This is a genomic window from Anaerocolumna sedimenticola, assembly GCF_009931695.1.
GTDB lineage: Bacteria > Bacillota > Clostridia > Lachnospirales > Lachnospiraceae > Anaerocolumna > Anaerocolumna sedimenticola.
Genome location: NZ_CP048000.1, coordinates 391479 through 407491 on the forward strand (window position 1 = coordinate 391479; position 16013 = coordinate 407491).

Consider the following 16013-nt stretch of genomic DNA (forward strand, 5'->3'; position numbering starts at 1 on the left):
AAATTTTACTGAATTTTAAATAATTGAATTGCCTGCTCTAACTTCTTCGCATCATTAGCAAGTTCTAATGCGGACTGACTTAAGTTTTCAACAGAATTAATCTGAACATTTGCCGTTGCGCTAACCTCTTCCGAAGCTGCTGCTGTCTGCTGCGCTACTGCAGATATGTTACGGATAGCATCCATACTGTCTTCTTTGGCAGTTTCAATACCTTTAATTCCAATTGAAATATTATCCAGGTTCGTAACAAGGCTTCCAACATGTTTATTAATATCTTCAAATACCCTGATTGTTTTATTTAAAGATTCTGTCTGGGATTCTACTATGTTCTCAGCTTGTTTTGCAGATACTACCGTACCCTGTGTTTTATTCTGAATTTCTGTTACGATTCCTTGAATCTGACTAGCAGCCTGCATGGACTGATCAGCCAGTTTACGTATTTCATCTGCTACAACTGCAAATCCACGTCCTGCATCACCTGCTCTGGCCGCTTCAATAGAAGCATTCAGGGAAAGTAAATTGGTCTGGGATGCAATCTCATTAATAATACCCACAAAGTTACCGATATTATGTGATTGTTCCACTAACGCCTCAATATCCTTAATTACTACCTGTGTAACATCCGTTGTTGCTTTGGATTTATCATTTAATTCATCGATAATAACCAGACCTTCGCCAACAATGCCTTTCGTATTATTAGCTATTTTTTCAATTTCATAGGTGCTGCTGTATACCTGATTGATTTTTTCAGAAAGATTGGACATCTGACCAAGACAATGTTCTGTGTCCTCAGCCTGCTGTACCACTCCTTTTTCAATCTCATCAATGGTAAAGGAAATATCTTTGGTAGCACCTAAGATTTTCTCTGATGTAGTTGAGAGTAAATCTGCCGACTCCGTAACCTTAAGACCGACACCCGCGACTTCACCGATCAAATTGCTCATACCCGCCGTCATATCTGACAGACCATTCGCCAATATACGGAATTCATCTTTACGTTTTGTATTAAACTTAGCTGTTAAATCACCTTGTGCTGCCAATGATATGGATTTAACAAGTTTTGTAATCGCACTGCCGATACCACCTGCAATAATTGTTCCTACCAATATTGCAAATATACATGCAAATGTAATAAAGATAATGCTTAAGTTCTTAATGGCACTGGGCTGCTTTAAAATTTCTGTCTTAGGTATCAGTGCACATACCATAGCACCGGTTTCACCAACTTTACTGTATATGTACAGATAGCTTTCACCCTTGTAGGTTTGATAAGAGAATCCGCTATTATCTTCACCTGCTTCCGCAGCCTTATAATAATCCGTTTCAGGAAAAACGTTCTTTAAATCCGGATTCGTCAAAGTTTCTCTTCCGTCTCCGGTTACAAAACCAATAATACTGCCTTTACTGGTATTGATATCATTCAGTACATTCATGATTTCTTTCATGGATACATCCATAAATATTAATCCGTTACTGAATGATAACTTTGTAATCATTGACAGTACATAATCTGAATCTTTAATTTCCAACAGTTTATCAAGGGTCTCATGTTTTCCTACCCAAACATTTCTGGAGGTATCTTCCAATACTTTCTTGGCGTCATCCGAAGCGGTATACTGTGCATAAATATCTCTCGGAGGTGTAGACAAGGTAGAAATCGGAGTACCTACATTAGCCATAATATGAATGGAATTAATAAAGGAATTCGTTTCTCTGATAACGATAACTTCCTGTTGAAGCTGTCTTAACGCTGTTACATTCTCAAGCGTATCCTTTTCGTTCACTCTTCTATAGTATTCTTCCACAGACTTACTGAGTGAAAATTCAATTGCTTTATCGGATACGGAAGTTAACCCCAATTCCAGGTATTTACTTACTGCATTTAAAGTATCAGTTGTACTTTTTTCATAATTTGTTATAATTGCATCCGCTGATTTCTGATAGGATACCACACCAAAAACCCCTAACAATATTACAGGAATAAAAAATCCAACTAATATTTTTGCTCTTATGCCTCTAAACTGGTTCAAGATATTTTTCTTTTCTTTTACTTCTGCTTTTAATTTCTGTTTCTTTTCTTTTACATTTTGCGTTTTTTCTTCCAGTTTCTTCTTTTCCTTTTCAAGCTTCGCTTTCGCTTTCGCCTCCATAGCCTCTTTCTTTTTCTCGGCTTTCATAAAATCCTTCAGCTTTTTCTTACTTTCATTCCCCGTTATTGAATCATTGTTCATTTTCATCTTTTGATTCCTCCTGCATCCCCTTTGTAGGTCATGACTTTTAACTTTTGTAAATTTTACATAATATTTTACGAGAGTACAATATAATGCAGAATTAAAACAATATATACAAAAATATATACTCCCTTTTATGTATTTTGTCTAACATGTATATAATTATACCACATAAACTATTAAAATAAAATGTTTTTCTACAAATTATCTCATTTTTGTCAAATACTACATCCATTTCAAGATAATACATCAATCTGCATTAATCTGCATTATAATACATTATTCTTGTTTAACATGTATTTCCTTTCCTAAACCAAAAGAGTAAAGGATTCTTTCTTTCACTTTTTTCCCAGTTAATTGTTCCAGCGCTTTTTGATAATAATCCAGCTGTACCCGGTATCGTCTGATTAACTGTTCTTCTCCGTCCGTTCCGTTTACCACATCTGTTTTATAATCCAGTAATATCCATTTACCGTCTTCTTCAAAATATACATCAATGACACCCTGCACTAAAACTGTTTCTTCACTTTTTAAACTGCTGTTAATTTCACAGGCCTTTAACCCCATGACAAACTGCCGTTCTTTATAAAGTTTTCCGGCTTCCGCTGCTTTTCTCATTCTCTCCGCAACGGAACTGAACGTAAAGGAATATAACTTATCTATATCCAGTACCAATTTATCTGTTTCTCTTATTTTTCCTTTGTGTACCAGGTCCAAAAGTATCTCCTCAATATCCATTCTGCACTTAATCTGAGTCAAATCCAAAGCTTCCAATACGGTATGATAGAGTGTACCAAGATCAGCACCACGGGTTATGTCCGTATCTTTACTGAATTCAGGAACCGGAAATTCCTTTCCTGTTCCGGCCGTACCTTTTACAGGCACTCCAAAATCTTCTGCTTCATACTGGCTTAATCTCTTAAGTTCCGATACGGTAAGTTTCGTATGAATATTGGTTTCCGTCTGATAAGGATATTTATATTCCATATAGGTGTTTATTGCTTTTCGTACCTCCTCATTAAATATCCGCTCTGTGTTCCAACGTTTAAAATCATCCTGATTCACCTTATTATAAAGCTGTGTCATATATTCATATTCGGCTGCCTGTTCGTAGGAATATTGTTTTATTACTATCCTGGTGTCTGCATTATATAAGGAATTACTTAAATCCTGCCTGATACCGTTTTCTTTTAGAATTTCTTCAAATCCCCGGTATCGCATAAGGGATGGTATCACGAAGTCCAGATAGGAGGCTGCATTACTTAATTGATAATAAAGAAGCTGTTTCTCTTTCTGTCTGCAGGTATTGCTCCATTTAACCAGTAATTTTACCGGATCTTTAATGCCTCCGGTTAGAATTAACTTTTCCTTAGCCCTGGTCATAGCTACGTAAAGCACCCTCAGCTCTTCTCCCAGATTCTCTAATACTAATTCTTTCTGAATCACTTTTTTAACTAAGGTTGGAGCCTTTATTCTCAAATTATGGTCGACGTAATCAATACCGATACCTAAATCCGGATGGATTAAAAGATTGCTTCTGGAATCCTGGTTATTAAAATTCTTTCCCATACCTGCCACAAATACAATAGGAAATTCCAAACCTTTGCTCTTATGAATACTCATAATTTTCACGGTATTATCATTTTCACCTGCTATTTTTGCTTCACCGAAATCAACATCATATTTATGAAGTTTTTCAATATAACGTACAAAATGAAACAATCCGCTGTAACTGCTGCCCTCGAAACGGATTGCTCGCTGAACTAACATATCAATATTTGCCCGTCTCTTCTCACCGGCCGGCATGGCTGCTACGTAATTATAGTAACCGGTATCTTCTAAAACTTTTAATATCAATTCATGAATGGAGTAATGAACCACCATGTCACGGTACTGATCTAATTTAACCATAAATTTTTCTAATTTACCGGATAGTTCATCCGACATTTCCTTACTATATTCCTGTACCGCTTCGTACATGGAAATACGTCTTCTGAGTATTCGGATTAAGGCCAGATCATTACTGGTTAAATCTACAATAGGTGAGCGGAGAATCGCGGTAAAAGGAATGTCCTGTCTCGGATTATCTATGATTTTTAATAAGTTTAATACGGTACGGATTTCTAGCGTGGAAAAATAACCGGACTGGGTTTCCGTATGGGAAGTGATTCCTTCCGCAGCAAAGGTATCAGCAAATATTTCCGCCCAGTTACTCATGGTCCTTAACAGAATCACAATATCACCATATCTTGCCCTCCGGTAAATCTTATCCTTTTTATCAAATACCATAAGTCCTTTTTCCGGATCAGTTAATTCTTTCATTCGTTTCGCTATAGCGCGGGCTTCTATCTCTTTGGCTGTATATTCATTCTCTTCCGTATCATTCTCCGCCCCTGATTCATTCTCTGGTAGAATTTCCCCATCCCTTTCCTTTTGGGCGGGTTCAACAGAGACTAAGATAACCTCCGTATCCACAGAAACTCCCTCTGTCTGCTCTCCAAAGTCGGCTCCGGGATATAACGCGGCCTTTTCATCATATAAAATATTCCCCAGTTTTTTCGTCATGATCTGTTCAAAAATGAAGTTAATACTGTCTAATACCACAGCTCTGCTCCTGAAGTTTTTATGAAGATCTATTCTTTGGTGCTTACTGTCTTCCAAATCATAGGTATCATATTTTTCCATGAAAATCTCAGGTCTCGCTAATCGGAACCGGTAAATACTCTGCTTCACGTCCCCTACCATAAATAAATTCGGATTGCCATACCTCTCTCTGCAGATACTGTTTAATATGGTCTCCTGCACCAGGTTGCTGTCCTGATATTCATCTATCATAATTTCCGCATAATGTTCACAGAGTTCATCCGCGGCAGGAGTAGGTACCATTTCCCCGTCTATTTTCTGTACCAGTATATTCAGGGCAAAATGTTCCAGATCATGAAAATCCACTATATTTTTTTCTGATTTACGTTTTGCAAAGACAGCTGAAAAATCCTTACATAGATTGATTAATACTGAAACCGGACCTCCCATGGCTTTAATATCGTTTAACATTTCTTCCGTGGACTGGAAGAAATAATTCTTGCATAAATCTCCGATGGCTTTCTTTAATTCATCCCGAATCGCTTTTACCTGATTTTTCTTTTCATCACTTACACCCTCTTCTTTCTTACCGGATAGTCTTGCGAAAGAAAAACTATTTAAAACGGCTGAATAATCGTCATAATCATTTAGTTCCAGCAAGGATAGCAGCAAAGTTTCATCACTTTTTAATGCCGGGATATAAGCACCCGGTCCGTCTGCTTCCTCACAAATCCGTATTGCATCCTGGCATCGTATAACAAGATCTTTTGTTACTGTTTTCAGGTATTTAAGCAAAGCACCCATCCAATCGGAGGATTTCATTTCTTCCCGCGTACCTATGGTAAAATTTTCCTTTTTCTCCTCCAGCCATTCTTCCGGCCAGGGATAACTCATGGAGAAGTTAAAAATCCGTAAAATCAGCTCTTCTATCGCTCCATCGGATTTTCCGGAAGAAAAGCTTTCAATGAAATCCAGAAATTCTTCCCTTCCCTCTTCATAATAAGTTTCTAAAAGATCACTGATTACATCGGATTTCATTAAAGTCAGTTCCGCTTCGTCTGCTATACGGAAGGAAGGGTCTAAATCAATGGTATTAAAATGATTTCGTATAACGCTTAAACAAAAACTGTGTATGGTCGTTATCTGCGCACTGTGAACTAAAGTCACCTGTTTCTGCAGATGGATGTTATCCGGCATATCCGCAATCTTTTTCTCTATGGCCTCACCGATTCTCTCCCGCATTTCCGCTGCGGCCGCATTGGTAAAGGTAACTATAAGCAGACGGTCAATATCAATGGGATTATCCCCCTCCGTAATCATGGAAATGATCCGTTCTACCAAAACAGCAGTCTTACCGGAACCGGCTGCAGCCGATACCAGGATATTTCTGTTTCTTAAGTCTATTACTTTCTGCTGCTCACTGGTCCAAAACATCCTTATCCACTCCTTCCTTAACCGTTTTCTGCTGTTTCATTATTTTATCCCAGACCTCTTCTGCAGACAAAGAGGCCAGATTGCGATAAGAGTATCCGTTTAGTTTGCTGTCAAAACCACAGATACTATTGTAAATACAATAATCGCAGGCACTTCGTTTGCCCATCTGATAGGGTTTTATATCTGTTTTTCCGGCTAATATATCATTGCCATAATGGTAAACCGTATCTTTTACATATTTTTCAACCGCCTTTAGCTTATGCCGGTCTGCTATACTGGAACGTTTCGTCGGATATCCGTCTTTATTTGTTTCAACAGGAATCACATCGGATTTCACCGAGGGCCTTAATTCCTCTCCTTCACTTAAAAAGCTGTTATCCATATGTTTAATGACTTCACCGCTGCTATTTACAATCCCATTCATCTTAAGTTCCTTAAGAATACTGTCTTCCACATGGCTGCTTTTTACTACTAAGGGATCATCGATGTTATAATACAGGATTCCAGCCGGTATGATGTCTTTACCCGGGTGTTCCCGCTCCATTAATTCCATAGCCGCATTCATATAAACTGCTAACTGTATCTGTAAACCATAATAAACGGAAAGAAGATCAAAGGAAGTATTACCGGATTTATAATCTATAACTTTCACCAAAAGTTTATCCTCGTCCTCATAAGTATCCAGTCGGTCAATACGGCCTAACAGGCGGATGCCCTCATTTTCCGACAAATCGATCTTAAGGCTGTTAAGTTCATTCTCACCGGAGAAAAATACTTCAAACCCAATCGGTTCGAAATCACCTCTCTTTATCTGTTCGCACAATGCCCATAAGGTTCTTTTTGTAATCCGCTCAACACGTTTTACGATATACTGATACCGTTTAGAACTTCCAAATATGGAATTCCCATAACCGTCAGCTGCTTCCCTCACGCACTGGCTTCCCCATTCCTCTCTTAAATTATCCGGGATGGTATGCCAGTTATATTCGCTGCCTGCCATTTTTCTGGAGAATAGCTCAATGGCATTATGAAACAGATTACCTATGTCAGGGATAGCTAACCGGTATTCCTGCCGTTCCATTAACTCCAATCCATAACTGATATAATGGGCAAACGCACAAGCTGCATACTGTTCGAATCTGGTTACACTTCCGGTCAGGGAACTTCCGTATAATTCTTTTGCTATCTGCTTTGATAATCCTCTTTCTTTGTTTACATAAAAGACAGCCTGAATCAGATTTTGTATCAGCTCTTTATTTTCCTCATTGGAATAATAATAGCTGAATAACTCATTCCATAGATCCGTTGTATCCTCATAAGGATATTTCCGAAGTCCATCAATGAGATAATCCATTCCGCCGTTATTACCCAGGATATGGGAAATATCCTCTTTTTCCATATCTTCATCGAGAATTTTTAATTTAGGAAATAACTTTCGTATCGTTTCAATAATATAGGAGGGTCTTACACTTTTACCATCCCCGTCTAACTTACTGAAAGTAATATACAGCCTGTCCTGGGGTTTGGTCATATTCAGATAAAGGTAGAATTTTTCCGTAAAGCCGGCCTGCCTTATGGTAGGAGCCATTTCGATCTTATGATCCAGGAATACCTGTCTCTCCATATCCGTTAAAATACCGCCGTTTCCATTACTTTTCGGAATGATTCCATCGTTAACTCCAACGAAAAACAGAGCTTTTATGTCTTTTAGTCTTGTTCTTTCAATATCACCTACCGTAATCTGGTCAAGTCCCGGTGGGATAAGTCCAACTTTCGCTTCTGTAAGACCGGCCTTAAGGACTTCGATGTATTCCTTTAAGGATATCACTTCATCTCCTAAAAGTTCAGCTAATTTATCAAACAACTCCATCACAATACCGTATATCTGCTCATATTCCTTTGCCGCACCCAGCTGGTTTTTTTCATTAAAAGTCAGGGAGAATGCTTCTAATTTTTCGGCTGCTTCCATTTTTACTCCAAAATCATATAAGGCTAATGTATAATCCTTAACTGTTTTTTCCCTGTCGGAGAGCACTTCATATAAAGGGTTGATTTCATCATAAAAGGCTTGTCTGATTTCATTGATCCTTGTAAGTTCACCTTGCTGCTGTCCCCGGTAGACGCGAGTCCAATTATTCTGCCATTTCATATATCCTCTGATACCTAAGGCTATGACGTAATTCTCCAGTATATCTACATCCGCTGTTTCTATATTGGCAAGGCCGCAACGCAGGTAACGGAACACACTCTCATAATCAAAATTGTTCTGTACAATGTCTAATGCAGAGCGAATCATTTCCACAAATGGATTGGATAATACTTCTCTCTTAATATCTATAAAACAGGGTATCCCTGCTTTCTCAAATTCCCTTCTGAGCTCTCTGCCATAAGAAGCGATATCCCCTGTTACAACTGCAATATCCTGATAACGGTACCCCTTTTCACGAACCAGCTTATTAATTTCCTGTATGACAAAAATAATTTCCTGTCTTATATCCCTGGCAGTATGGATACTGATATTTTCCTGTTCCTCCTCAAAGCTTTTTGACGGATAGCGGAATAAATTAGCTTCCAGGGCAGCCAGGGCAGGACTGTTACGGTAACGGTAAGGTATCGTTACAGGAGAACTCTCATCCGCAAACAGCGGGGGATCCAGTTCCATATCCTCCTCTTCTGCTATATCCGTAAGTTTTTTTATCGTTTTTTTACTTAAATGAAAAAGCTGGTATTCCTCATCCGGAATTTCCAGTTCTTTTTTATCAATGGTGATAGTGATTAATACTTTTTTAGCCTTTTTGATTAGTAACGTTAATAATTTATATTGGGCGGGAGTAAAACCGGTAAAGCCATCCAGGCATATAATACTCTTCTCAATCAGCTTTGACTGATCAATTACCTCACAAAGAACATCCAGGATTTCTTCGGCGGTAATATATTTTTTATCCAGATATTCCTTAAAGGCTTTATAAATAATAATAATATCATGGAGTTTTCCGTGAAGAAGCGGCTTATTTGCCATAGCCATTTTCATTTCCTCAAGCACAGGAATACTGATACTATACTGGTAAATTTCAGAAATCAGTGATTTCAATTCATCAATAAATCCCTGCTTTTGAACATCATGATTAAATAACTCCAATTCTTTTTTCTTTAAAGCCACAATTTTACGCAAAACCATACTTTTGCCGGTATCTTCCAGAACCGGTTTATCATTGCCGCCGACTTCGTCAAAAATACGATAAGCAAGACGTTTAAAACTTAATATGTCAATATTCATGGTCCCCCGGTTAGGATGTTGGGAAACAATATCTTTCTGTGTCTGCAGGGTAAATTGCTCCGGTACAATAACAAGATAATTGGTATCCTCGTTCTGTATTGATTTTGCTATGATCTCTTTATATAATTGATACGATTTTCCCGAACCGGATCTTCCTATCACAAACTGTAACGACATATGCTTCCTCCCTGGTAAGGTGTATAGGTAATTGCGAAACTATGCGAGCAAGCTCGCAGTTCCTCATTCCGCTTTCATTATACCATGAACAGATGCGGTTCATGGTCTTGTTGCTCCAATCGTAACTTGCGAGCAAGCTCGCAGTTCCTCATTCCGCTTTCATTATATCATAATTCTACATTATTTACGAATAGGTTTCGGTATAAAAAAGGAACTGTTTCTTTTAGACTGAATTGTTCCCTGGGAAATAAACAGAAAAAATTCAAAGTCTTCTAAAACAGTTCCTCAATTTATTATTTATTTAAGTGCGTAGTGTTATATAAGGTCCTAAAATCAGGACCTAAGTACCAATGACTTTATACAATTGCTCATCGAACTATATGAAACATCACGGTAATATGGCGGTAGATGTGCAAAATAGACGAGTGTAGATTATTTGTATGTCGTTTGACCCTCGAATCTTAATAGTAAAATAACTTAATCAATATTACATATAAGATCCACCGGATACTACGATACATTCACCGGTAACAAAACTGGAATCATCGCTGCTTAAAAATGCTGCAACTGCTGCTAATTCTTCCGGTTCACCCAGGCGGTTCATCGGTATGGCAGCTAAAAATTTCTGCATGACATTTTCCGGTACTGCCTGGAGCATTTCGGTATTAACATAACTTGGTGCGATACAGTTTACCGTACAGTTATTCCGTGCAATTTCCTTGGCAAGGCATTTTGTAAAACCGATAACACCGCCTTTTGAAGCACCGTAATTGGTCTGTCCGATATTACCAAAGGCAGATACCGAGGCAAGATTAACAATTTTGCCGTATTTTCTGTCCCTCATACCCGGAACAACCGCTTTACAGCAATTAAAGATTCCTTTTAAATTTACATCGATTACGGCATCCCACTGTTCTTCTTCCATCTTATGTAACATGGCATCTCTGGTTATTCCGGCATTATTTATAAGAATATCTATTTTTCCGAATTTAGCTTCAATTTCACCAAATACCTGATTAACCTGATCTTTATCTGCTACATTACATATATGTGCAAAGGCTTTTTCACCTGTACGGTCAATTTCACCTGCAACAGCTTTTAACTTATCCTCACTCATATCAAGTAAAACAACAACGGCTCCCTCTGTATATAAACGTTTTGCAATCGCCGCACCGATTCCCTGGGCTGCACCTGTTACTACTGCAACTTTATTATTAAAACGCATTGTATTTTCTCCTTTCATTAAAAAAGTATCCTAAGTAATTGCGAAACTAAAGTTTTCTGAATTTACCATACAATTAATACGAATTTCATAACCTCAAATTCCTTTAGGACAAAATTCAGCTCTGAAATTGTAAGGTTCGAAAAGTTTTATTTTCTACCTGCTTCCGGGAGTACTTAATGGAACTAGCTACATTAACTTATTTACCGCATCAAAAAGTGCAGTATCACTGCCTACATTACCGGGAAAAATTACGTAAGGCATATCCGGAAATTTACTTTCGCCTCCGGTCAGCCAAACTGGAATACCGGGTAAAATCTGTCCTAATACCAAGGCTTTTTTTACAGATAGTCCTTTCGTTCCTACATCACTGGAGGTAATACCTCCCTTTGCTATGATGAAATTAGGGCGTATGGTAAGAGAGGTTATAATACTGGTAACCGCATCCGATATTTTAACCGATAACTTAAGGTCATCTTCCCGATTGCCGGTATTTAAATCAAATCTTTCTCTTCTGGTATAAACCGTAACGGTAGTTCCTTCTGCTATAGATTCTTCCGCTTCTTTAATAACTCTTTGCTGTTCATCTCGAAATTTATTGTCATCCACTACCAAATGTACATTAAATTCAATAAATTTAATTTTTTTATTGCTTTTTAACTGTTCCAACTGTCTGGTAGTCTTATTTACATGGGAACCGACAATGATAATTCCGCCGTTGCGGTTTTCGGTATTTTTAAGTTCCTCACTTGTCAAAACTTCTTTATCCGATACACCGCCCAATACTTTCGTTAAAGCTGCTGCGGTACGGAACATGAAATTTTTCCCCTGATTCATGGAACGTATTAAGGAAACTACAAATACCTTAATATCTTCATAAGAAATGGCATTTACAACTACTTTCTGAAAGCCCTTTGTTTGATTCAGTTTTGAAACGGTGGTGTTGTAATCCAGAGTTCTTAATTCCTCCAGGGAAATTGAAATAACATCTTCCCTCCTAAATTCACCCTTACTCTTTTCCTCCACCCATTCCGCTAAATTGGAACTTGCATAACCAAAGGTCCGATCCTTGGCAAATTCCGTATTACCCGCCGGTACCAGCATTTCTCCCTCGGCAACATAATGGACATCATTTAAGGTATAACGTCCCCCCTCTTGAAAGAAAGGGCAGATTATTTCACCGTCAACTTTTATCTGAGAGTTTTCTTCTAAAGTTTCTTTTAAAACTTTCGTCTCTAAGGGATAATGTCCTCTTAGTGTGGAATCTCCCCGGCTCACTAATATAAATTCTTGGTTTAATTCCTTAGATACGGCACAAACATTTTCCGCAATCTCTTTATGAAGCTTACCGGTTTCTTCTTCAGTCAGCCCTCTGGAATTCGTCAATATGAAAAACATTTTGTTTTCATCCAGAAAACCGGAGCGGATGCTGTCCTTATCCCAATTTGTATATACGTAGATATCATGTACCGTCTGCACTCCGGTGGGATCATCATCCAACACAATAATCTTTTTATTTAACTGCTTGATTTCTTTTAAATAAGTTTCATTTACAAGCTTAACATCATACTCCCGATATTCGGAAAGTACATTGATTGTTAGATTTTTTTCATTCATATTCACACCCATCCTATATCACTCTTCCCGCCATGGTGCATAAGTGTTGCAATATACAATAAGGAAGAGCTTATTTATCACTGAAGATTGCATCTTAACTTACCGCCGCTGATAAAAAGAGCGAAACCTTAATTACAGACATTCAAATAATACGCTTAAGCCCTGACCGCCTCCAATGCAAAGGGTGGAAATACCATATTTCACACCTCTTCGCTTCATTTCAAAAAGCAGTTTTACGGATATGACGGCACCGGTAGCACCAATCGGATGCCCTAAGGCAATTCCGCTTCCGTTAACATTCACAATATCCGGATTTAAGTTTAATCCTTTGATACAAGCGATAGCCTGGGTTGCAAATGCTTCGTTTAATTCCACCAAACCAATTTCGGATAAAGGTAGATTAACTTTTTTCAAAAGCTTCTTCGTAGAAGCCACCGGTCCCATACCCATGTAATCCGGATCAACACCTGCAACTGCATAATCTATTATTTTAGCTATAGGCTGGCAGCCCATTTCTTTTGCTTTTGCTCCTGTTGTAATTACCATGGCAGCTGCCGCATCATTTATTCCGGAAGCATTTCCTGCGGTTACTACACCGTCTTTTTTCACAATGGTACGAAGTTTTGCCAAACTTTCCTTACTGGTTTCCCTTGGATGCTCATCCGTATCAAAAAGCCGTACCTGTTTCTTTTCTTTTACTTCAACCGGTACAATTTCATCTTTAAATTTGCCTGCTTGTATGGCTGCTTTTGCCTTATTCTGGCCTGCAAGTGCATAAGTATCTGCCTCTTCCCTGGTGATGCCATATTTTGCCGCAATATTTTCAGCTGTAATCGCAATATGGATATCTGTTCCCTCCATACCTGCTACCGGTTCGCTAAGAGCCATAGTTAAATCATCCACTAAAACAGCATTTCCCATTCTGGCACCCCAGCGGTTCGTATAGGAACTGTAAGGAAAACTGCTCATATTTTCCGCGCCGCCTGCTACACAGACCGCCGCATCACCATGGTCAACGGTCATTGCTGCGGTTACAATAGCCTGAAGTCCGGAAGCACACAACCGGTTCACGGTCTGCCCTGAGCTTTCAACCGAACACCCCGCCTTTAATCCTACCAATCTGGCAAGAAAAGGATTTAATCCATATTGTCCTACACAGCCAATCACGATCTCCTCAACCTCTTTGGAATCTATTCCTGCCCTTGCTATTGCTTCTTTAACGGCAATTACACCTAAATCTATGGTACTGATGTCTTTCAGGGATCCGCCGAAACTGCCTACGGGGGTTCTCACTGCCGACAATACTACTATATCCTCAAACATTCCCACATCTCCTTTTTTACGCTCCTGATTCGGCCTGCGAAATATTAATTTTCTGTTTATTCATGCAATTATTCGTATTCAAAAACTTCCTTAACCTTTTGATTCCCTCAGTTTGAAATCGTATTAGAACTCAACTTTATCGATTCCCTTTAAATGAAGCATTTCTCTTGCTTCAGCTGTATTTGCAATTTCATAATCCAAAGCTTCCAGAATATTTTTAATCTTAGTAACCTGGGCTGCATTATCTACTGCCAGTTCACCATTTGGTTTGATGTAAAGTCCATCTTCCAGACCAACTCGAACATTACCTCCGTTTAAAGCACAGAAAGTTTCGGTTCTGAACATTCTTCTTCCGGCACCAACGCTGCAGAATTGAATATCGTTGCCCAATGTTTTCTTAGCCTGATCAATCATAAACATTAATCCTTCCATGCTGATAGGCATTCCCCCCATGATACCGGGTACGAATTGAATATAAATTGGCTGAGTGATTACTCCTTTTTTCTTAAAGTAAGCGAGATTGCTCAGCTGACCGTAATCAAATACTTCATATTCCGGCATGGTATTACACTTGTTCATCATATTGATACAGTATTCCATATCTTTAAAGGTATTTTTAAATACATTATCATAGGTTCTTGATATAAAAGGAATTTCCCAGTCATATTCCGGATTAGGCATGGTATCTGCAAGTTTGCTGAAACAGAAATTAATGGATCCGCCGTTAGCGGAAGCCATCTCCGGTTTAAAACGTTCGATAACCGCAAACCTTTCTTCCACCGTCATACCCTGTGCACCGCCGGTTGTAATACCGATAACCACATCACATTCTTTTTTAATGCTGGATAATATATATTCAAAGGTTTTATGATCTGCAGTTGGTTCTCCGTTATCTTTTCTTGCATGAAGATGTACGACAGCTGCTCCGGCTTTGTATGCATCCACTGCATTTTTTATAATTTCATCCGGAGTTTTCGGTAAATACTGTGACATGGTTGGGGTATGTACTCCACCGGTAATCGCTGCCGAAATAACTACTTTCTTAATTTTTCTTTCCATAATATTATCTCCTTACTTTATAGTAGATTTATAACTAATTGCGAAACTATATAGTTTTCCGAATATCCATACAATTGATACTTGTTTCTAGCTTCAATTGCCCTCCTGGCAAGATTTGGCTCTAAAATTGTATTAATTGTATGGGATATAGATGCAATAATGGCATTTAACAATTACCTATAGTAGATTTAAGGTAATTACGAAAACTACTTAGCTTCCCAATTACTTATAATAGATTTTTTTATTATATCAAAAGACTTTTGTGCCATTGCCTGATGAACCGGCAAATCTACTTCCACGCTGATTGCGCCTTTATATTCCAAGTTATATAATTTACTTATTCTTTTTTGGTGGATCATTGCTTTTTCTTCTTTTAAGAAGTACCGTCTGTTCGGTGCCCCATCGTCATCCGAGATATGTGTATGGGCAATATAAGGGATGTAATCCGTTAAGTCCTCATCTGCTTCCCCAATATGCTCCATATTATAAAAATCAAGGACGATTCTGATATTTTCCCAATTAATTTTTTTTACTACATTCACCGCTTCCTGCACTGTATTTATAAAATTGCAATAACAAGGAGCAAGTGCCTCAAGACAAACTGTAATATTAAATTTACCAAACTCTTCTGCTGTTACTTTTAAAAACTCTGATAACTGCAGAAGCGCAATCTCTCTTGGAAAGCCCTCCGGCAGATTCCTAGAGTTAGGAGAACCTATGCCGATACACTTAGCACCTGCCTCCTTAGCTCTTTTTGCACACTTTTTTGCATATTGATAAGCATTCTCTATGTCAAAACCCGGTCCTGCGATTACTATTTCCTTAGGACAATATGCATTGATTCCCTGACAAAGTATTTGATAATTGTCTAGTTTTTGTACCAGTTTCCCGTATTCCATATCCGATAAGGAAACTAAATACTTTCCCATAAGCTCTATATAGTCGTAACCTATTTCCTTTGCCAATGAAATATCTTCTTCCGACAAAAGTGCACATCCGACCTGCAATACACTCCCTCCTCTGAAGTAAACGTTTTCTCATATGTTTTAAAACTTCCCCCGCCATATGTGACAGGGGAAGCAAAAAGCTT

General features: G+C 38.3%; 8 protein-coding genes. All 8 read right to left on the reverse strand.

The genetic code is table 11. The features are described 5' to 3' along the window. Positions 1 to 5: 5 nt before the first annotated feature. The 8 genes from Ana3638_RS01620 to Ana3638_RS01655 all read right to left on the reverse strand — a co-directional run bounded on the left by Ana3638_RS01620 (position 6) and on the right by Ana3638_RS01655 (position 15930). Positions 6 to 2237, reverse strand: coding sequence for a methyl-accepting chemotaxis protein (locus Ana3638_RS01620; RefSeq protein WP_161836428.1), 2232 nt, complete (start codon positions 2235 to 2237; stop codon positions 6 to 8). 273 nt (positions 2238 to 2510) lie between these two features. After that, positions 2511 to 6248, reverse strand: a complete 3738-nt coding sequence (gene addA, locus Ana3638_RS01625; RefSeq protein WP_161836430.1) for a helicase-exonuclease AddAB subunit AddA — start codon at positions 6246 to 6248, stop codon at positions 2511 to 2513. Then, a complete protein-coding gene (gene addB / locus Ana3638_RS01630; protein ID WP_161836431.1) occupies positions 6232 to 9702 on the reverse strand; it encodes a helicase-exonuclease AddAB subunit AddB in 3471 nt (1156 codons plus the stop codon). The genes addA and addB overlap by 17 nt, the downstream gene beginning before the upstream one ends. A gap of 487 nt (positions 9703 to 10189) precedes the next feature. Then, the gene (gene fabG / locus Ana3638_RS01635; protein WP_161836433.1) at positions 10190 to 10927 is read right to left on the reverse strand and encodes a 3-oxoacyl-ACP reductase FabG; all 738 of its coding nucleotides are present in this window, start codon (positions 10925 to 10927) and stop codon (positions 10190 to 10192) included. A gap of 186 nt (positions 10928 to 11113) precedes the next feature. Next, the gene (locus Ana3638_RS01640; protein ID WP_161836435.1) at positions 11114 to 12541 is read right to left on the reverse strand and encodes a four-carbon acid sugar kinase family protein; all 1428 of its coding nucleotides are present in this window, start codon (positions 12539 to 12541) and stop codon (positions 11114 to 11116) included. Positions 12542 to 12673: 132 nt separating this feature from the next. Further along, positions 12674 to 13864 (reverse strand): thiolase family protein, encoded by a 1191-nt coding sequence (locus Ana3638_RS01645; protein WP_161836437.1) that lies wholly within the window; start codon positions 13862 to 13864, stop codon positions 12674 to 12676. A 123-nt stretch (positions 13865 to 13987) separates the two neighbouring features. Beyond that, positions 13988 to 14923 carry a BKACE family enzyme gene (locus Ana3638_RS01650; RefSeq protein ID WP_161836439.1) on the reverse strand — a complete coding sequence of 312 codons (936 nt, stop codon included), beginning with the start codon at positions 14921 to 14923 and terminating at the stop codon, positions 13988 to 13990. 206 nt (positions 14924 to 15129) lie between these two features. Further along, on the reverse strand, positions 15130 to 15930 hold the full coding sequence (locus tag Ana3638_RS01655) for a sugar phosphate isomerase/epimerase family protein (protein WP_161836441.1): 801 nt from the start codon (positions 15928 to 15930) through the stop codon (positions 15130 to 15132). Between the last annotated feature and the right edge of the window lie 83 nt (positions 15931 to 16013).